The sequence below is a fragment of the Candidatus Pantoea formicae genome (assembly GCF_011752625.1).
GTDB lineage: Bacteria > Pseudomonadota > Gammaproteobacteria > Enterobacterales > Enterobacteriaceae > Pantoea > Pantoea formicae.
Genome location: NZ_VWXD01000002.1, coordinates 44690 through 63985 on the forward strand (window position 1 = coordinate 44690; position 19296 = coordinate 63985).

Annotated in this window: 15 protein-coding genes; 7 read left to right on the forward strand and 8 right to left on the reverse strand. The window is 54.5% G+C overall.

All coding sequences use genetic code 11. The features are described from left to right. Window positions 1-158: 158 nt before the first annotated feature. Together F3J38_RS04840 and dcuR are read left to right on the forward strand one after the other, a co-directional pair. A complete protein-coding gene (locus F3J38_RS04840; RefSeq protein WP_167137027.1) occupies window positions 159-1790 on the forward strand; it encodes a sensor histidine kinase in 1632 nt (543 codons plus the stop codon). Then, window positions 1787-2506, forward strand: coding sequence for a two-component system response regulator DcuR (dcuR, locus tag F3J38_RS04845; RefSeq protein WP_167135698.1), 720 nt, complete (start codon window positions 1787-1789; stop codon window positions 2504-2506). The genes F3J38_RS04840 and dcuR overlap by 4 nt, the downstream gene beginning before the upstream one ends. Here dcuR and F3J38_RS04850 read toward each other — a convergent pair. After that, window positions 2500-3459 carry an FAD:protein FMN transferase gene (locus tag F3J38_RS04850; protein ID WP_167137030.1) on the reverse strand — a complete coding sequence of 320 codons (960 nt, stop codon included), beginning with the start codon at window positions 3457-3459 and terminating at the stop codon, window positions 2500-2502. The two genes, dcuR and F3J38_RS04850, sit on opposite strands and share 7 nt — an antisense overlap. Before the next feature lie 132 nt (window positions 3460-3591). Further along, window positions 3592-6372, reverse strand: a complete 2781-nt coding sequence (locus tag F3J38_RS04855) for a flavocytochrome c (protein ID WP_167135700.1) — start codon at window positions 6370-6372, stop codon at window positions 3592-3594. 607 nt (window positions 6373-6979) lie between these two features. On the opposite strand from F3J38_RS04855, the gene F3J38_RS04860 reads away from it, so the two are divergent. Next, on the forward strand, window positions 6980-8491 hold the full coding sequence (locus tag F3J38_RS04860) for an anion permease (RefSeq protein ID WP_167135702.1): 1512 nt from the start codon (window positions 6980-6982) through the stop codon (window positions 8489-8491). Between the two features lie 164 nt (window positions 8492-8655). Next, the gene (fumA, locus tag F3J38_RS04865; protein WP_167135704.1) at window positions 8656-10299 is read left to right on the forward strand and encodes a class I fumarate hydratase FumA; all 1644 of its coding nucleotides are present in this window, start codon (window positions 8656-8658) and stop codon (window positions 10297-10299) included. Between the two features lie 79 nt (window positions 10300-10378). On the opposite strand, the gene F3J38_RS04870 is transcribed toward fumA, so the two are convergent. The 3 genes from F3J38_RS04870 to exaC all read right to left on the reverse strand — a co-directional run bounded on the left by F3J38_RS04870 (window position 10379) and on the right by exaC (window position 13671). Continuing rightward, window positions 10379-10543: a hypothetical protein gene (locus tag F3J38_RS04870; RefSeq protein WP_240155912.1), complete on the reverse strand. Its 165-nt coding sequence runs from the start codon at window positions 10541-10543 to the stop codon at window positions 10379-10381. A gap of 141 nt (window positions 10544-10684) precedes the next feature. After that, window positions 10685-12028: an aryl-sulfate sulfotransferase gene (locus F3J38_RS04875; protein ID WP_167135705.1), complete on the reverse strand. Its 1344-nt coding sequence runs from the start codon at window positions 12026-12028 to the stop codon at window positions 10685-10687. A 122-nt stretch (window positions 12029-12150) separates the two neighbouring features. After that, window positions 12151-13671 (reverse strand): acetaldehyde dehydrogenase ExaC, encoded by a 1521-nt coding sequence (gene exaC / locus F3J38_RS04880; RefSeq protein WP_160832521.1) that lies wholly within the window; start codon window positions 13669-13671, stop codon window positions 12151-12153. Between the two features lie 532 nt (window positions 13672-14203). On the opposite strand from exaC, the gene F3J38_RS04885 reads away from it, so the two are divergent. After that, window positions 14204-14767 (forward strand): class I SAM-dependent methyltransferase, encoded by a 564-nt coding sequence (locus F3J38_RS04885; protein WP_167137033.1) that lies wholly within the window; start codon window positions 14204-14206, stop codon window positions 14765-14767. Here F3J38_RS04885 and F3J38_RS04890 read toward each other — a convergent pair. Then, the gene (locus F3J38_RS04890) at window positions 14755-15474 is read right to left on the reverse strand and encodes a glutamine amidotransferase (RefSeq protein WP_167135707.1); all 720 of its coding nucleotides are present in this window, start codon (window positions 15472-15474) and stop codon (window positions 14755-14757) included. The genes F3J38_RS04885 and F3J38_RS04890 overlap by 13 nt on opposite strands. A 192-nt stretch (window positions 15475-15666) precedes the next feature. Between F3J38_RS04890 and F3J38_RS04895 the strand changes: the two genes are divergently transcribed. After that, entirely contained in the window at window positions 15667-16551 is an 885-nt protein-coding gene (locus F3J38_RS04895) for a DMT family transporter (protein WP_167135710.1), read from the forward strand. Window positions 16552-16598: 47 nt separating this feature from the next. Then, window positions 16599-17960 carry a CoA transferase gene (locus F3J38_RS04900; RefSeq protein WP_167135712.1) on the forward strand — a complete coding sequence of 454 codons (1362 nt, stop codon included), beginning with the start codon at window positions 16599-16601 and terminating at the stop codon, window positions 17958-17960. Here F3J38_RS04900 and F3J38_RS04905 read toward each other — a convergent pair whose 3' ends face one another. Beyond that, entirely contained in the window at window positions 17961-18521 is a 561-nt protein-coding gene (locus tag F3J38_RS04905; protein WP_167135714.1) for a TorD/DmsD family molecular chaperone, read from the reverse strand. Between the two features lie 26 nt (window positions 18522-18547). Beyond that, complete coding sequence (locus tag F3J38_RS04910; RefSeq protein WP_034821944.1) at window positions 18548-19285, reverse strand: phosphatase; 738 nt, start codon at window positions 19283-19285, stop codon at window positions 18548-18550. Window positions 19286-19296 lie beyond the last annotated feature (11 nt).

The window sequence follows — 19296 nt, forward strand, 5'->3', positions numbered from 1 at the left end:
GTATTGCCCTACAATTGAACCAAAATGGCATTTGCATCGAAGTGCGCATCAGCGCGCCCCCTACAAACCCGCACTGAACCCTCATAAGGTCGTCATTTATGACGACCTTTTTACATTTAACCGTCATAATAGCGCCCTCTTCTTTTCCGGGAGCGATGATGAGCACGCCACAACCCGCAATCCCCGCGCGCAAGCGCCCTATGAAACTCAACACGCTGGTGACGCTGATGCTCAGCGCGGTGATCGTCATGGTGCTGCTCAGCGTGCACATGTTCTATTTCTTCCAGATTGGTGCCTCAACACGCGCTCAGTTAGAAGATAAAGCGATGGCGGTGGCCCGCACGTTGGCCAAGTCGCCAGAAATTCAGCATGCGCTCACCCTGCCAGCCGAGACGGCGAACGTCCAGCCCATCGCGAAAGCCGTTGAAGAGAGCAACAATCTGCTGTTCATTACCGTCACCAACATGGATGGCATCCGCTATTCACACCGCAATCCTGAATTGGTCGGTAAACACTTTATTGGTGAAGATATCGGACCTGCCCTGCGCGGACATGAAAACGTCTCCGTTAATCAGGGATCGCTGGCAAAAGCACTGCGCGTATTCACACCGGTGTATAACGCCGAGGATCGGCAGATCGGCGTGGTGGCCATCGGTATCTCTCTGGACGCCGTCACCGATCAAATTAACGAAAGTCGCTGGAGTATTCTCTGGACCATTCTGATCGGCACACTGGCAGGCGCCATTGGCACCTTGGTGCTGGTACGCGTATTGAAACGCATTTTGTTTGGCCTTGAGCCCTATGAGATTTCCACGCTATTTGAACAGCGCCAGGCGATTCTCAACTCGGTGAAAGAAGGCGTGGTGGCGATGGACGATCAGGCTCAGGTGACACTGGTTAATCAGGCCGCGCGTACGTTGCTTAACGACTCGCTATCGGACGGCATGTTCGATTCTGACCGTATCAATGATGCCTCCGTCATCAACCATCATCTGCAAGATGTGCTGCACAGCGGTCGCGCACGCCGTGATGAAGAGCTGAATGTGAATGGCCGTTTGCTGTTGAGTAATACGGTGCCGGTGCGCAGTCAGGGGCGGATTATCGGCGCGGTGTGCACCTTCAGGGACAAGACCGAAATCAGCCGACTAATGCAGCGTCTGACGGGCATGGTAAACTACGTCGATGCATTGCGTGAGCGCTCGCACGAGTTCATGAACAAGCTGCACGTGATTCTTGGCCTGCTGCACATGAAAAACTATGCGCAGGTGGAAACCTATATTCTGAAAACGGCTAATAATTACCAGACTGAGATTGGTTATTTGCTGGATAAAATCAAGTCGCCAGTGATCGCCGGTTTTCTGCTGAGCAAGATTAACCGCGCCTCGGATTGCGGTCATCGCCTCACCATCAGCGATGCCAGTTTCGTGCCAGACAGTGGCAATGAAGACCAGATGGCCGCGCTGATCACCGTGATTGGTAATCTGGTGGAAAACGCCATTGATGCGCTGAGCGAGCAGACCGAAGGTGAAATTCACGTGATGCTGCACTACCAAAATGGCTGGCTGGCCTGTGAAGTGAGCGATGATGGCCCCGGAATCGAGCCAGAGAATCTCGCCACCATCTTCGACAAAGGTTTCTCGACCAAAGGCGAAAACCGCGGCGTAGGTCTGTTCCTGCTGAAACAGCAGACGGAAAACCTGGGCGGCGGTGTCAGTGTCGAGTCAGAGCCCGGCGTATTTACACAATTTTTAGTACAACTTCCCTGGGATGGAGGAAACCAATCCGCATGATCAACGTGTTAGTGGTCGACGATGACGCCATGGTCGCCGAGCTGAACCGCTCTTTTATCGGTCAGGTGCAAGGCTTTAACTGCTGTGGTACGGCTTCAACCCTGCAACAAGCGAAAGAGTTCCTGTTTAACAGCGATACACCCATAGATTTGGTGCTGCTGGATATTTACATGCAGCAGGAGAATGGCCTCGACCTGCTACCTGAGTTGCGTCAAGCCCAGAGTCCGGTAGAAGTGATCATCATCTCTTCGGCGGCAGATGCGGAGAACATTAAAACCTCACTGCATTACGGCGTGGTCGATTACCTGATCAAACCGTTCCAGTTCCCGCGTTTTGAAGAAGCGCTCACCAGCTGGCGGCAGAAGAAATCGCTGATGGACAATCAGCACTACTATCAGCAGTCGGATGTGGACTTGCTCATTCACGGCAGCCCAGCCACTCAGCATGATAATAAACGTCTGCCAAAAGGCTTAACGCCGCAAACGCTGCGTACGCTGTGTCAGTGGATCGACGCCCACCCAGGCCATGAGTTCTCCACCGATGAGCTGGCAGCCGAAGTGAATATTTCACGCGTCTCTTGCCGCAAGTACCTGATTTGGCTGGCACAGATTAATATTTTGTTCACCAGTATTCACTACGGCGCCACCGGTCGCCCGGTGTATCGCTATCGCTTACAGCCAGAATACCATTCGCTGCTGCAGCAATACTGTCAATAACGCAGGTGCCAGTGAAAATCGCGCTGCTGAAAGTGGAAGTGGCGCGGTGAAGAACAGATGATCTGCTGGTCGCGCGTCACGAATACCGCATCAAGATCGGGCTGGTCGGCCAGATAAGCCAGCCCCTGCTCCACGCCCATGCCATACAGCAACGTCGTGTAGATGTCGCCATCCAGTGAGCGGTCTGAAATCACCGTCACGCTCAGCAACTCGTTATCCAGCGGATAGCCGGTGTGCGGGTCGAAGATATGGTGCCAGCACTTGCCGTCCAGCTCGAAATAGCGCTCGTAAATCCCCGATGTCACCACCGATTTGCCCTGTACCTGCAGCACGCCCAGCAGTTCATCATCACGCCCAAACGGCTTTTTCAGGCCAATGCTCCAGCCTTGTGGCTCATGCGGCGGCGCGCCGAGCGTTTGCACATTGCCCCCGAGATTGATCAGCGCCTGCGACACGCCCTGCTGGCGTAAGAACGCCTGCACCACATCAGCGATATAGCCTTTGGCGATGGCTCCGAGATCGATCTCCATGCCCGGCTGTTGCAGGAACACCGAACAGTCCTCCGGATTGAGGATCACCTGATGTGGATCGGTGAGCGGCAACAGTGCGGCAATCTCAGTAGCGGGTGGCACGGCACGGCCCTGAAAACCAATCTTCCAGCGTTTGACCACCGGGCCGATAGTGAAGTTAAAAGCGCTGCCGGGTGACACACTGACGGCATGCGCCACGCTGATCAGCCGGAACACCGCCTCACTGACGCGCACTGCATGGCGACCCGCAGCCTGGTTGATCGACATCACTTCGGATTTAGCGCGGTTCACCGTGAACAGGTTTTCCTGTTGCTTGATCAGTTGGAATACCTGGCGAGCTAAGGTGGGATTGTCATCAAACAGTTTGAGCAGAATGGGCGAGCCCATCAGAACAGCAGAGTAGGAGTAGAAGCCTTCGGTCATAGAGCCTCGTTTACCCGCCATACTGCGCGCCAGTGGGTTGTGTCGGTAACCCGGTGACCAACTGCTATAGTCACCGGGATTCACCCTTAACGCTTTACTCTGGTACGCAATATTTGGGGCAATTAACGTTAATTAGTTTCCTAACGCCAGCTTAGCCGCATTATGGCCAGCTTTAATACCGAAGATAATGATATCCGCCACCGCGTTACCGCCGATACGGTTCGCACCGTGGATACCGCCGACCACTTCACCGGCAGCCCAGGCACCTGGAATTACCTGTTTCTGTGCATCCAGCACCGCTGTATCGGTGTTGATGGTGACGCCGCCCATGGTGTGGTGCACCCCTGGGGCGATACGGATCGCGAAGTACGGGCCTTTATTCAGCGGATGACGCAGCGCCGTTTTACGTCCGAAGTCTTCATCATCCTGCTTCGCCACAAACTCGTTATAGCGTCCAAGCGTGGTTTGCAGCGCTTCCTGGTCCATGTTGAGTTTCACTGCCAGCTCGTGCGGTGTCGGCGCGCTGATCACAAAGCCCTTGGCGATATACTCGTCAGCCGCTTTGTTGTTGGCGCGTACCTGCTCATCAAACACGATCCACGCGCTTTTCTCTGGCAGCGCAATGATTTCAGCAGAGACTTTGTCGCGGGTTTCCATCTCATTGTAGAAGCGATGACCGGCCTGACTGACCAGAATGGCACCGCCGCCTCGCATCGCCTCAGAGATCAGGTAAGAAGTGGTCTGCTCAACCGTTGGGTGAATCTGGATCTCGCCCATGTCCACGGTATCCGCACCAATTTTTTGCAGCATAGCGATACCGCTACCGGTGGCACCTTTGTGGTTGGTGGTGACGAAGCCATCCAGCTCAGGGCGGTATTTCACTACCATTTCACGGTTAGCACTGAAACCACCGGTGGCGACAATCACACTTTTGGCATTGAGAATGCGGCTGTCGTTGTACTCATCGACCACCTTCACGCCGGTCACGGCACCGTTCTCTACCAGGATTTCCGCCACCGAGGTTTCCAGCAACACTTCAATCTCGCGCTGGTTAACGTTCTTCACCAGGCCGCTGATCAGGAAGCCCCCTACCGCTGAACGATCTTCCGGGCGGTGTGTGCGGTCGATGCTCATACCACCCGTGATGGTGATGTCGCACAGCTCGATATTTTTCGCCGCCAGCCACTCAATCGCTTCTGGCGCCTGCTCAACAAACTCGCGCAATAGCACCGGGTTGTTTTTGAATTTACCGCCTTTCAGCGTCTCTTCGTAGAACAGCTCTTTGCTGTCTTCGATGCCTTTCAGTTTCTGATAGCGGGTTTCGGCGGCGTTCATGCCCACCGAGGCTTTAATGGTGTTACCGCCGATGGTCGGCATCTTCTCGATGATCACCACGCGTGCACCGTCATCGTGCGCCTGAATCGCTGCCGCCAGACCGGCACCGCCAGTACCCACCACCACCACGTCATAATTGACCGGTGCGTTCGGGTTACCGCCCTCTTCAATCACGTACTCTTTGCTTGAGGTAGTCAGCGCGCGGGAAACCGCTTTTTTCAGCGCCTCACTCTGCGTCGTCGCACCCGTGATGGCATCGACGTGAGGGCTGTTGGCCACCAGAATGCGTTCACGCAGGCTCTCGAAGGTGCTGGTGAAATCGACGTCCAAACTGGGATCCGGCACCAGCGAGATATCGGTAATACGGTCGGTGTCGAGCGTCACGTTGATTTTCAGTTTCAGCGCTTCGGCTTCGACTTTCGCCTGGTAAACACCGGCTTTGTATTTGCGATGACCATCACTGACGTCGCGGATCATCGCATCCACCAGCGAGAAGCGCCACAGCGGCTCTGGAATCGTCAGCGCTTCACGCTTGGTGCTGTCGATGTACAGATCCATGTGCTCATTTTTGATGATGCGGTCAGCCCAGTCGGGATAAGCGATACAAGCTTTGCCCACCGCCACCAAATCAAAGCCGTGCGCCAGTGCATTCTCAGCATCTTCTTTGTTCACCACACCGCCCACACCAATCACCGGCACTTTCGCCAGCGTGGCAGAGCGCTCGGCAAGGTATTTGGTGATCAGTGGCGTCGGATCTTGGGTATCGACAATCGATGGACGCAGCAGTTGGCCAACGGAGAAGTGCACGTAATCGAGACCACGCGCCGCCAGTTTTTCCAGCAGGTACATCGTGTCATCCCAACGGATGCCGGGGACTTCCAGCTCTTCCGGTGAGAAGCGATAGCCGATGATGAAGTCAGCCGCCGCAAAGCGGTCAGCCATTTTGTGGGTGATTTCCAGCACTTCCATGGGGAAGCGTGCGCGGTTGTCGCGGCTGCCGCCCCATTTGTCGTCGCGCTGGTTGGAGTTAGGTGAGTAGAACTGCTGAATCAGATAGGTGTTCGCGCCGTGGATCTCAACGCCATCGAAACCGGCTTTGATCGCACGGTTCACTGCATCACCAAATTTGGTGATCATCACATCGACTTCTTCAGCGGTCAGCGCTTGCGGCTTAGTGGCACCGTCACGTGGGGCAGCAATGGCACTCGGTGCCACAGGGGTTTTACCGCCAATCAGCGCCGGTTCCACCATACGGCCACCGTGGTAAATCTGCAGAATGGCTTTTGAACCTTCAGATTTGATGGCATGCGCGATTTTTGCCAGGCCGGCAATTTTGTTGTCGCTGTCGATACCCAACGCGCCAGGGAAAGCCGGGCCACGGTTATCAATAAAGCAGCATTCAACAATCACGGTACCGATACTGCCGGCACGTACGCGGTAATACTCGACAAGATCACTGGTGACGCCACCATCAAAATAGCCGGTACAGGTGGTCATCGGTGCCATCACCAGACGGTTTTTCAGCACCGCACCTTTCGGCAGCGTAAGCGGGTTAAGGATCGGGGTGAGCTTATTCATAATGAGCAACTCCAGAATTAAGAAATTGTGTATTCAATTCTTTGGCGGTTCGGAGCGGATTTATAATAATTAAAGTGGTCCGATTTCATGGCACAAATATACCATTTTATTTAGTTACATAACCCAGATTGTTAGTTATATAAGTTTTACGTTTAAAATTAATATTTGATGCTCATTGCTGGAATTGGCGCTCCGCTAAGTTTTGACCAAGACTTGACAAAAATCAACTTTTTCCTTACCTTTAAAAAAAATGCAGTACTATCATAAAGATAAAATCTCTCCTCCTTCCTCATTTCACTTGATTTTTTGCGTTTCGTTAAAGTGCGACGCTTAATCCACAGCAGACATAATGATAAATAAAAAGCAAAGATTAAAAATTAAAAAAGAGTGCATGTTTTTTATTGATCTAGATCAAAATAGATATTTTAATTAATCGCATCATAGCTGCATTCAATTGATAATTCGCGTATCGAATTTGCAAAGCAAAGATTCATTTAAGAGCAAAGTTTAAATTGTCACGGCTCATCTGCTGCACGCATGTTGAAAGTAAAAAAACAGTGTGTCCGTGACGATCAATCGCATTCTTCCTAACTTGCAGACCAAAACTATGAACACACAAACAACCCAGAGTGCCTCCCCCGCAGTGCCTCCTGCGGCGCCGGGGAAAAAGAATCGCCTGATAATGTTGTGCCTGCCAATCATTGTGGCGGTGCTGTTGCTGCTGGTCCCTACCCCTGCGGGGTTGGAACCTTATGCATGGCACTTCTTTGCCATCTTTGTGGGCGTGATTGTGGGACTGATCTTTGAACCGCTGCCAGGTGCTGTTATCGGCCTGACCGGTGTGGTGGTGATTTCCCTGTTCAGCCAATGGGTGCTGTTTAGCCCGGCGGAGTTGGCCGATCCCAAGTTTAAAACGGCGGCGCAGTCGTTCAAATGGGCAGTGAGTGGCTTCGGCAACTCCACTGTCTGGCTGATCTTCGGTGCCTTTATGTTTGCTGCTGGCTACGACAAAACCCAGTTCGGTCGCCGTCTGGCGCTGATTCTGGTGAAGTATCTCGGCCGCCGCAGCCTGACGCTTGGCTACGCCATCACTTTCGCTGACCTGTTGCTGGCACCGTTTACACCGTCCAACACCGCACGCAGCGGCGGGACTATCTATCCAATTATCGCCAACCTGCCGCCACTGTACGGTTCGAAACCCAACGACCCAAGCGCCCGTAAAATCGGCTCTTATCTGATGTGGGTTGCAATCACCGCCGCCTGTATCACCAGTTCGATGTTCCTCTCTGCGTTAGCCCCTAACCTGCTGGCACTGGCGCTGGTGAAAAGTATCGTGGGTTTTGAAATCTCTTGGGGCATGTGGTTTATCGCCTTCCTGCCACTCGGCGTATTGTTGATTCTCACCATGCCGCTGCTGGCCTACTGGCTCTATCCACCGGAAGTGAAGTTCAATGACGAAGTACCGCGTTGGGCCACCGCTGAACTGGCAAAACTGGGCAAACTGTCACGCAATGAAATCCTGCTGCTGGTGTTTGTGATCTCAGCACTGATGATGTGGATCTTCGCTGCATCATGGATTGAACCGGCGATGGCTGCTCTGCTTGTCATCGTGTTGATGCTGTGGACCGGCGTACTCAACTGGAACGATATCACCAGTAATAAAGCTGCGTGGAACACCTTTGCATGGTTCGCCACGCTGGTAGCGCTGGCGGATGGCCTGGCACGTGTCGGCTTTATCGCTTGGCTGGGTAAAGAAGGTGCGGTGCTGTTGCAGGGTTATGACCCACAGGTGTCAGCGGTGGTGTTGCTTGTCGCCTTCTACCTGCTGCACTACCTGTTCGCCAGTACCACGGCGCACACCACTGCACTGTTGCCCGCCATGCTGACTATTGCCGCTTCCATTCCGGGCATTAACATGCCGGTATTCTGTTTGATGATGTGTGTGTCCTTGGGTGTGATGGGCATTATCACCCCGTACGGCACCGGCCCAAGCCCGATTTACTACGGTAGCGGCTACCTGCCAACCAAAGACTACTGGCGTCTCGGTACTATCTTTGGTGCCCTGTTCCTGGTTGCACTGATGGTTATCGCCTATCCATGGATGGTGATGATCTTCTAATGATGTTGCTCCGATGTTAAAAACGGAGCCGCACCTCACCGTGAAGTGTTATGATGCTCGCCAGTCAGCCCCTGTGGAGGGCTGGCGAGAGAAAAATCTAAAAACAGATCGCATAATTTGTCGCCAGCCACCCTGACGGGCGACACGAAGCTAAGTGAGCCAACATGTCGAACAAACCCTTCTATTATCAGAATCCCTTTCCTCTCGCCAAAGATGATACCGAATACTATCTGCTGAGCCGTGATTACGTCTCAGTAGCGAACTTCGATGGCGAAGAGGTCCTGAAAGTTGATCCTAAAGCGCTGACGCTGCTGGCCAAGCAAGCGTTCCATGATGCTTCTTTCATGCTGCGCGCCTCACATCAGGCCCAGGTTGCCGCGATTCTGGCCGATGATGAAGCCAGCAAGAACGACAAATACGTTGCCCTGCAGTTCCTGCGCAACTCGGAAATCGCCGCCAAAGGCGTGCTGCCGACCTGTCAGGATACCGGCACCGCCATCATTATGGGCAAGAAAGGCCAACGTGTCTGGACCGGCGGTGGCGACGAAGCTGCGCTGTCACAAGGCGTCTATAACACCTTTATCGAAGACAACCTGCGTTACTCACAGAACGCGGCGCTGGATATGTATAAAGAGGTCAACACCGGTACTAACCTGCCGGCGCAGATCGACCTTTATAGCGTGGATGGTGACGAATATAAGTTCCTGTGCATTGCAAAAGGCGGCGGTTCAGCCAACAAAACCTATCTGTATCAGGAAACCAAAGCACTGATAACCCCGGCTAAGCTGAAGAACTATCTGGTCGATAAAATGATGTCGCTCGGTACAGCAGCCTGTCCTCCATACCATATCGCCTTTGTCATCGGCGGTACCTCAGCAGAAAGCACGCTGAAAACCGTTAAGCTGGCATCCACCCACTACTATGATTCCCTGCCGACCGAAGGTAACGAACACGGTCAGGCCTTCCGTGATGTCGCGCTGGAGCAGGAACTGCTGAAAGCCTCACAAGAGTTAGGCCTCGGCGCACAGTTCGGTGGTAAATACTTCGCGCATGATATCCGTGTGGTGCGTCTGCCGCGTCACGGCGCATCCTGCCCGGTAGGTATGGGCGTATCCTGCTCCGCTGACCGTAACATCAAAGCCAAGATCAACCGCGAAGGTATCTGGATTGAGAAGATGGAAGATAATCCAGGCCGCTACATCCCGGAAGAACTGCGTCAGCAGGGCGAAGGTGAAGTGGTTCATGTCGATCTGAACCAACCGATGAGCGAAATCTTGGCGCTGCTGTCGGCCTATCCGGTTTCTACCCGTCTTTCACTGAATGGCACTATCATCGTGGCGCGTGATATCGCTCATGCCAAATTGAAAGAACGCATTGATAACGGCGAAGGTCTGCCACAGTACATCAAAGATCACCCGGTGTATTACGCAGGCCCAGCGAAAACGCCTGAAGGCTATGCTTCTGGTTCACTCGGTCCCACCACCGCTGGCCGCATGGACTCCTACGTGGATCTGTTACAGGAACACGGCGGCAGCATGGTGATGCTGGCGAAAGGTAACCGTAGTAAGCAAGTCACTGATGCGTGCCACAAACACGGCGGCTTCTACCTCGGCAGTATCGGTGGTCCAGCAGCCGTCCTCGCGCAGCAGAGCATCAAGAGCCTGGAGTGCGTGGAGTATGCAGAACTGGGAATGGAAGCGATCTGGAAAATTGAGGTGGAGAACTTCCCTGCATTCATCCTGGTGGATGACAAGGGTAATGACTTCTTCCAGCAGATCCACAATCAGTGTTCTGCCTGCGTGAAGTAAGCCTTTAGGCAGTATTAAAAACAAAAATCCGCGGCTAGCTGGCTGCGGATTTTTTTATGGGTGGGGACCTGCGCGGTAGTTACAATCCACCGAGTTGCACGTCTAACAGCATATCGGCATCGTCATCATTCTGACCGATCACGTAGATCGCCTGACGACCCGGCAAATTGACGGTAATGATATGTTGGTCATCCGCATCCAGCACGTCGTCATGCTGTTCCTGAAAGTTATACAGTGTGTTCATATTTTTTCCTTAAAAGTCAGTGTCCACAGTGCTTAATATCGGCAATTTAGGGCGTAAATGTAGCGGAATATTCTGCTTTCGTGATGCAGGCACTGTGGCACGGCTAAATGACAGTCAGATTAAAGAAGTAACGCACATTTCTTACGGCGATGATGACAGCGCAGGACAACTCGGCAGCGCCAGATAGCGCGTGCAATCGGCCGTCACCGCTTTTTCGCTGTGCGGGGTGCCTTCAGGAGCCCAGCGATAATCCACCATATAGGCGCGATACACCGTGTTACCGCTGTAATGATCTCGCGGCATCGCTTTGCCGTAATAAGGGCTGACGTACTCCCAGACTATCGCGCCCTGCGGCGTGACCTGAAACAGCCGTCCACTCTGCCCTTCGTTGATCAAGGTGTTACCGTTCGGCAGACGCTGGGCGTTGCTGATATAAGCACTGTAGAAGGTGGAGATCGCCTGGCCCGACTTCTCACCGGTGTATTCCCAAACAATCTGTTTGGTCTGCGGGTTCACCTCAATGACACGTGACGCGGAGAAGAAACCCTGTCGTGTGGGCGGAAAACCGGCGTTGCCTTGATTATCAAAAATCAGAATATTGCCAGCCCCTGGTAAACCGGGACCAATCATGTGCACATCATGCTCGCCAATTAGCTGATCAAGTGGCCTTGGCAGCGGCGTATCCAGCTTAAGCGCCGGATAATCAGGCCCGATACGCCACACCACCTTGCCGCTCTGACGATCGACAATCACTGCCACGTTACCGTTGCGCGAGTTAAACAGGATATTATCCGGTGCAAAACGCTGATCGCCTTGATCGAACCAATGATTGGGACCTAGCGGCGCGGCGGTGTTCATGTGCAGGAAATCGGCGTCCTGGCTATCACGGATCATCGCCAACTGTGCAGCGGAGAAACCCAATTCATGCAGATGATCGGCCACCGACCAGCTCCACAGCTTTTCCCCCCGCGGTGACACTTCCTCCAGGGTGTTATCAATGATGCGATAGTCATAACCGGGTAACTGGCGTAGCGCCGCACCCAGCACCAACGTGTTGCCATCTGGCAAGCGCTGGATCTCATGATGCTGATGAACCGGCTGCTGCTGGCTGCCATATTGCCACTGCACATGACCGTTCCAGTCCACTTCCGCCACGCTGGCATTCACCATGCCGTTACCGGGGCTGGCTTCTTTAGCCAGATCCTTCTGCCGTTCGAGCTGTACCAGCAGATGCCCCTTCTGGCCGTTCACGCGATCGGTGGGGATAGGCCAACTGGGAAACCCCTCATAGGCCCAGCGATGCACCTCTTGCCCCGTCATATCTACCAGATGGGTCTGGTTATCACTGCCGGGGATCACCACATAACCGTTCCATGCCCGCGCGGGATCGTAATAGGTTACGCCGGTTGGAAATGCACTGGGAATAGCTGAAGCGCCAAAGGAGAGGGAAAGCAGGCAGACAGACAGCGTTGCCGCGATACGCATGGTTCACCATCCTGTTAGAGGGAAGAAGCCCTTAAAGCGTAGAAGTGAATGGCGGCAGGATTAGTCTGAATGAGGCATACGACAAAAAAAAATGGCAGCGGCATGACCCGCTGCCCGCTGACTTAGAAGAAACCGAGGGGCTGGGTGCTGTAGCTCACCAGCAAGTTTTTGGTTTGCTGGTAATGATCGAGCATCATTTTGTGGGTTTCGCGACCAATCCCGGACTTTTTGTAACCACCAAACGCCGCATGCGCTGGATAAAGGTGATAACAGTTGGTCCAGACACGCCCTGCTTTGATCGCACGGCCCATGCGATAGGCGCGGTTGATATCACGGGTCCAGACGCCAGCGCCCAGTCCGTAGATCGAGTCATTGGCGATGGCAAGGGCTTCCGCTTCATCTTTGAAGGTCAGCACACCGACCACCGGTCCAAAGATCTCCTCCTGGAAGACACGCATGCTGTTGTCGCCTTTCAGCAGCGTGGGCTGGATGTAGTAGCCGCTATCGAAAGCTTCACCGATTTTCTCCACGCCGCCACCGTGCAGCACCTGTGCACCCTCTTTCTGCGCGATTTCCAGATAAGAGAGGATTTTGTCGAACTGCTGCTGCGACGCCTGAGCGCCAATCATGGTTTCGGTATCCAGCGGATCGCCGCGCTTGATGGTTTTAATACGTTTCATGACGGCCGCCATAAACGGCTCAAAGATCGATTCCTGTACCAGCGCACGGGACGGACAGGTACAGACCTCACCTTGGTTAAGGAAACCGAGCACCACGCCTTCTGCCGCTTTCTCGATAAAGCTCTCTTCCGCATCCATGATGTCTTCAAAGAAGATATTCGGCGATTTACCGCCCAACTCGACGGTGGATGGAATCAGGCTTTTCGCCGCCAGTTCGAGAATGTGACCACCCGTCGCAGTTGAACCAGTAAAGGCGATTTTGGCGATGCCCGGATGCGATGCCAGCGCCTCACCGGCTTCTTTACCGTAGCCGTGCACCACGTTAATCACGCCTGGTGGCACCAAATCTTTGATCACTTCCATAAACAGCGTAATCGACAGCGGCGTTTGCTCTGCCGGTTTCAACACCACGCAGTTACCGGCACCTAATGCTGGCGCCAGCTTCCACGCCGCCATTAACAGTGGGAAGTTCCACGGGATGATTTGCCCCACCACGCCCAGCGGTTCGTGGAAGTGGTAAGCCGCAGTGAATTCATCGATCTCAGCCGCCGTCCCCTCTTGCGCACGCACGCAGCCAGCGAAATAGCGGAAGTGATCGACGGCCAGCGGCAGGTCTGCAGCCAGCGTTTCACGTACCGGCTTGCCGTTATCCCAGGTTTCGTTGACCGCGATATATTCCAGTTTTTCTTCCAGACGATCGGCGATTTTCAGCAGCACCAGCGAGCGAGCCTGCGGTGAGGTTTTGCCCCAGGCATCAGCGGCCGCCTGTGCGGCCGCTACGGCGTTATCGATATCGGCCTTATCGGAACGCGGAAACTCACCAATGGTGGAGCCATTGATCGGTGTGGTGTTGACGAAGTAGTTACCGTTCACCGGCGCAACAAATTCGCCGTTGATAAAGTTGCCATAACGCGATTGCAGAGTGATGAGAGAACCTTGTTCTCCCGGAGCAGCGTAACGCATGGTGTTTCTCCTTGCGGGACAGAGTGGCGAATAACAACTATGAAACCTGTTATTAACATTGATCGATCAATGTCAGCCTGTCAGATCGCACGGTTGGAAACTGTGACCGCGCCGAAGGAAAATCCTGGGATTGTAGGTTTGAGATTTAGCAGAGGTGTTAAACCAAGGTTGTCATTGAAAGAAAAGCATTCGTCAGAACAGTTTTCGGTCATACATAAATGGCAACCCTTCGACGATCGTGCGGCATTTTCGGTCGCCATAAATGGCAACCCTACGACCATTGTGCGGGACTTTCGGTCACCATAAATGGTAACCCTACGACTAACGTGCACGGTTTCGGTTGTCATACATGCCAACCCGAACGTCCTCGTGCACGATTTTCGTAGGGTGCGCATTTATGCGCATCTGAAATACGCGAGAACCTCCCGCTTCGCTGCGGATAATTCCGAGTTTTAGCCCGAATGAAGCGAAAAGCGAAACAACCGCGCTGAATAAGGTCAATATGAAACAGGACACTAATCAGGAGAAAGAGATGTTGGCTTCAGCCCTGACGTTAATGCGCGCCAAAGCGAACTTTGTTCAACAATTTATTCGGAACCCGCGCAAGATGGGCAGCATCACGCCCTCTTCTGCCGCGCTATGCCGTACCATGTGCGATGCCGTCAATTGGGACCACAGCCTGCGCGTGGCTGAACTAGGAGCAGGTGACGGTGTGCTGACGCGTCACATCCTGGCGAGGATGTCTCCACAGGCTCAGTTAGACGTGTTTGAAATTAGCCCGGAACTGGTTAAGAACCTGCGCGGCTGGACTGATCCGCGCATGCAGGTACGCGCCTGCTCCGCCGAGTATCTGTCCGGCGAATATGATGTGATTTTTTCCGGGTTACCGCTGTTATCCCTGCCACCGGATACCCGCGAAGCCATCCTCAGTGCGGTGCATGATGTGCTGGGCCCGCGTGGTGTATTTGTGCAGTTCCAGTACACCTCGCTCACCCAGCCGACACTGTCACGCTACTTCACCTGGCAGCGTCAACGGGTGCTTAAAAACATGCCGCCCGCGTGGGTTTATCGCTGCACCCGGCACTACGCGCCCTGAGCTTGCACGCGCGGCTGCGGCCGCGTTTGCCGCCAGAATCGGCGCAACAGTTCGCGCGACCAATCCTCTCCACTCACTTCTGCACCATCATCACCGATGCCAGCCGGTAAGCAGGCTGTCATGATGTCACGGGTGAATTCCGGGTGAAACTGCACGGAGAGTACCTGCGGGGAGTAACGCAAAATCTGGCAGCTATCGAGATCAGAACGCGCCAGTACCTCGGCGTGCGGCGGCGGTGTGATTACCGACTGGCGATGTGAAAGCCACGCCTGAAACGTCTCGGGCAACGGGGCTAACCAGGGATCGCGGCTCGTATTGTGCGTCAGCGTTTTTAGACCGCGCTCCCAGCCATTCGGGTTATCACCCACTTTGCCACCCAGTGCATACGCCATCAGCTGGTGCCCGTAACAGACCCCAAGCAACGGCAGTTCAGCCTCAAGCGCGCCGCGAATCCATGCGGCGGTGCGCTCACTCCAGTCGGCGTGATCGGTCACCATCGCCCAAGAGCCGCTGAGGATTGCACCGCAGACACGATCAAACGCCGGGAGTTCTTCACCCAGATGGGGACGCACAATCACGTAGTCTTCAGGCAGCAATTGCAGCGCATCAATAAACCAGACGGGTTGTTCACCAATTTGCGCCACAACCTGTGGGGGTGGCACTTCGAGTTGAATCAGAGCAAGAGGTAACGCGCGGGTGTGTATCATTCCGAATTCATTCCTTAACGGAGTCAGCTTTCGGACATCCACTTTGACAGGAAATCAGTGACCTGTCTTATTTTTTTCCTGCATAAGCTCATGCTGTATTGAAAAAAATTTTGCACAATGTCACAGAAGTGCACGGCTTCGTGCCATGATTAGCCAGTGATAACTCCCCCCTTTCATGTGAAGGATAACATTGTGGCAGTGCGGCATTTCTTTATGGTTCTGATGGTGGTCTCCATCTGGGCGTTCAATAACGTTGCGGTGAAGTGGGGATTACTGGAACTTCCACCGCTGTTTCTTACCTGGATGCGTTTTGTCGTCGTGGCGATTGTCTTGGTGCCTTTCTGTCGCATCACGCGTGAACAACTGCCGTGGCTGCTCACTCTCGCCTTCACCTTTGGCTTTATGCACTTCTCGTTGCTGTTCGTCGGCATGCGCTATACCGATGCCGGAACCGGTGCAATCGTGGTGCAACTGGGTACGCCGATTGCCATGCTGCTGGCGATGCTGGTGCTGAAAGAGAAGCTTCGCTTAGTGCAACTCTTTGGTATCGCCGTCTCGCTAAGCGGTGTTGCAGTGTTGTCAGGCAGCCCAACCATTCCCGCATGGTGGGTGCTGTGCATTCTGCTGTGCAGTGCCTTTGGTTGGGCCATCAGCAATATGATCGTCAAGAAATCACCGCCGATTAAGCCGCTCACGCTTACCGGCTGGATCTCGTTTCTCGCCGTGCCGATTGTCGGTGCCGCCTCCTGGCTCACTGAGTCGCAGCAGTTTTATGCACTGAGCCATGCCGGCTGGCGTGGTTGGTTTGGCATTCTGTATAGCGCGCTGGCCTCATCCATTGTGGCCTATACCCTGTGGTACGCACTGCTGAAAAAGTACAACGTCAATCTGATCATGCCCTACTCCTTACTCACCCCCGTGTTGGCGGTATTAATGGGTGTGCTGGTACTGGGTGACAGCATGAACAGCTTTAAGATTCTTGGGGCTTCACTCGTAGTGTTAGGCACTGCCATTGCAGTCATCAATCTCCGTAACTTACGTATGCACGCGCGTTTTCCTCGGTTGCGTCGCCGTTAAATCGACTCTGCTATGCTTGAGTCTCGCGCGTTTTCCGGAGACTCATTATGGATACTCAATCTGCTGCCGCGTTATGGCAGCAACTGTGGCAGGGATTGCGGGGTGCGGATCAATGTCCTGCACTCACCTTTCTCCAGGCCGACACCTTCTCCTCGGCTTTTGCCGTCAGCGAATTGGCCGCCACCAGCATCGGGCTGGCGAGCCAGGCACTGAGCGATTTACTCGGCCAATCGACTCCGGTTAGCGTCAATGTGCGACTCGCCTCGCGTTGGTTTCAACACAGCCTAACGCCGCTCAATCGCCCACCAGCAGCGTTGTGGGACCCCTTCGCCGGCGATTACGTCACCACGGATGGTTGGATCCGTCTGCACACTAATGCGCCGCATCATCGTGCGGCGATGGAGCGGGTATTGGGACAGCAGGCCGATCGCAGCGCACTCGCGCATGTCGTCGCAACGTGGCAGGCTGCAGCGCTCGAACAAACGGTGGTCGATGCAGGAGGCTGTGCTGCACAGATGCGCAGCGAACAGCAGTGGCAACAACATCCGCAAGGCATGGCGGTTAACAGTGAAGCACTCATCGCCCAGCAGGCCACTGGAGAGGCACCCACCCCCGGCTGGGCGCTGCCCACGGCACGCCCTCTGCTAGGCATACGAGTACTGGATCTCACGCGTATTATTGCCGGCCCGGTGTGCACTCGCTTTCTGGCCAGCCTCGGCGCAGAAGTGTTACGCATCGATCCCTTCGGCTGGGAAGAACCCACGCTGGAAGAGGAAATGACCTGCGGTAAACGTTGTGCCCGGCTTGACCTGAAATCCAAAGCGGGACGCGAGCAGTTGTGTGACCTTATCAAACATGCTGATGTATTGGTGCATGGCTATCGTGCCGATGCGTTAGCGAAGCTGGGGTTGGATGCTGACACACGGCGCTTACTCGCGCCCGGTTTAGTGGACGTGAGCCTCAATGCGTGGGGCTGGAGCGGCCCGTGGCGGAATCGGCGTGGCTTCGATAGCCTGGTGCAAATGGGCTGTGGGATCGCAGAACGCGGTAGCGTCTGGCAAGGCAACAACAAGCCCACCCCGTTACCGGTACAGGCGCTCGATCATGCCACCGGCTACATGATGGCGGCCGCCGTGCTGGAGGGTTTGCGCCAACGACGTGAGAATCATGTGGGCTGGCAGGCGCGTTTGTCTTTGGCACGCACCGCTCGACTGTTGCAACAGCACGGCGCTGCGCCTCAGCAGCCACAAACTGGAATTCACTCGCAGCAAGATGATGTAGTTAGCACCATTGAGATTAATGCATGGGGAATTGCGCAGAGGTTGCGTGCCGCTGCCTATGTGCCCGGCACGCCAATGATCTGCGCCACGCCGGGCGTAAAGCTCGGCAGCAGCGCAGCCAGTTGGTAATTAAGCTTTTTCGTCGTCGCCTTCGTTCAGCTCATCGTACATGGCCTGAATAGCTTCACGGCTTAACGCTGCCAGCGTACGGTAAAACGCGCTGGTGGCGTGCGCTTCTACTTTCCCGAGGAACGCACCGCACCATGGCAGCAGATAGTCGTCGAACAGCGCCAGTTGTGCAGCGGACTCATCCTCCGCTGACTGATCTTCCAACCAAGAGGCGGCCAGCAGCAGCACGCCAAAGTGATCGGCAGGTGCCTCGCTTAACGGCATACCCCGTGAAGTCAGGAACGCACGGATCTCTTCCTCTTTCGGTCCGTTTGGCCACTGCGATGCGTAAGGCGGCACGCTGCATTCGCTCCCCACAAACAGCGCATTGTAATCAGACGCCAATGCCTGTGGATCGCTATTCTGCTGCAAACGCGTCAACAGCTCATCCTGCTCCAGCGGCCACTGGTCTTTCAGCTTGCCTTCACGCAGCACGGTGAATAGCGGCACTAACAGCGGATCTTGTGGCTGGCGGTTGAACAGCGAGCCGATGACGCGACAGAGAATGGAAAACTCATTCATGCAACAGAATTCCTTGAGGCAAAAAGTTAAAAGTCTGCAAATTCAGCAATATGCTTGCCAGTACGCTGTTCGAGGAAATCGAGCAGACGGCGTGGCGTGACATTTAACACGCGATCTTCTGGAAAATCCACCTCGCGCGTAATACGGATGCAGTGTTCAAAGTGACCCAGCGTGAAGGCGGTATGTGAATCAGAGCCAAAGGCCAGGCGCCCGCCCGCATCACGCACCGCTTCGGCTATCGCGCGGCAGTTCGGTTCACTACCGGGGCGTGAATGGGTAAAGGAGGAGTTGTTAATCTCCAGCGCGACATCATAATGCGCGGCCGCTTCCGCAATCGCACGGATATCAACGGGAAATTTTGGATTGCCTGGGTGAGAAATAATGTGCACCAACCCACCCGCCATTGCCGCAATCATCGCTTCTGTGTGATGGGCCTTGTCACGTGGCGCGTAAACTGGCTCGTGGAAACCGGCCACAATCAAGTCCAGCGCATCCAGCATCGGCCCACTGCAATCAATCTCACCCTGCTGATTTTTGATGTTGGCTTCAATGCCACGTAACACACCCACGCCATCAATCACGCGCGGCCAGATGCGCATATTAACGAAGTGCCAGTAGTGCGGTGCATCGGCCATATCCGGGCCGTGATCGGTGATAGCAAACAACTTCAAGCCATTCTGTTTCGCCTGCACCACATAATCATGCAGTGTGCTGTAAGCGTGGGTACTGGCAACGGTGTGCATATGCAAATCGACGGGATACATCCTCTTCTCCT

Excerpts from the sequence above, each read along its gene's own strand:
- F3J38_RS04840 (WP_167137027.1), top strand. The coding sequence starts at position 159 with ATGAGCACGCCACAACCCGCAATCCCCGCGCGCAAGCGCCCTATGAAA.
- dcuR (WP_167135698.1), top strand. The coding sequence starts at position 1,787 with ATGATCAACGTGTTAGTGGTCGACGATGACGCCATGGTCGCCGAGCTG.
- F3J38_RS04850 (WP_167137030.1), bottom strand. The coding sequence starts at position 3,459 with ATGACCGAAGGCTTCTACTCCTACTCTGCTGTTCTGATGGGCTCGCCC.
- F3J38_RS04855 (WP_167135700.1), bottom strand. The coding sequence starts at position 6,372 with ATGAATAAGCTCACCCCGATCCTTAACCCGCTTACGCTGCCGAAAGGT.
- F3J38_RS04860 (WP_167135702.1), top strand. The coding sequence starts at position 6,980 with ATGAACACACAAACAACCCAGAGTGCCTCCCCCGCAGTGCCTCCTGCG.
- fumA (WP_167135704.1), top strand. The coding sequence starts at position 8,656 with ATGTCGAACAAACCCTTCTATTATCAGAATCCCTTTCCTCTCGCCAAA.
- F3J38_RS04870 (WP_240155912.1), bottom strand. The coding sequence starts at position 10,543 with ATGAACACACTGTATAACTTTCAGGAACAGCATGACGACGTGCTGGAT.
- F3J38_RS04875 (WP_167135705.1), bottom strand. The coding sequence starts at position 12,028 with ATGCGTATCGCGGCAACGCTGTCTGTCTGCCTGCTTTCCCTCTCCTTT.
- exaC (WP_160832521.1), bottom strand. The coding sequence starts at position 13,671 with ATGCGTTACGCTGCTCCGGGAGAACAAGGTTCTCTCATCACTCTGCAA.
- F3J38_RS04885 (WP_167137033.1), top strand. The coding sequence starts at position 14,204 with ATGTTGGCTTCAGCCCTGACGTTAATGCGCGCCAAAGCGAACTTTGTT.
- F3J38_RS04890 (WP_167135707.1), bottom strand. The coding sequence starts at position 15,474 with ATGATACACACCCGCGCGTTACCTCTTGCTCTGATTCAACTCGAAGTG.
- F3J38_RS04900 (WP_167135712.1), top strand. The coding sequence starts at position 16,599 with ATGGATACTCAATCTGCTGCCGCGTTATGGCAGCAACTGTGGCAGGGA.
- F3J38_RS04905 (WP_167135714.1), bottom strand. The coding sequence starts at position 18,521 with ATGAATGAGTTTTCCATTCTCTGTCGCGTCATCGGCTCGCTGTTCAAC.
- F3J38_RS04910 (WP_034821944.1), bottom strand. The coding sequence starts at position 19,285 with ATGTATCCCGTCGATTTGCATATGCACACCGTTGCCAGTACCCACGCT.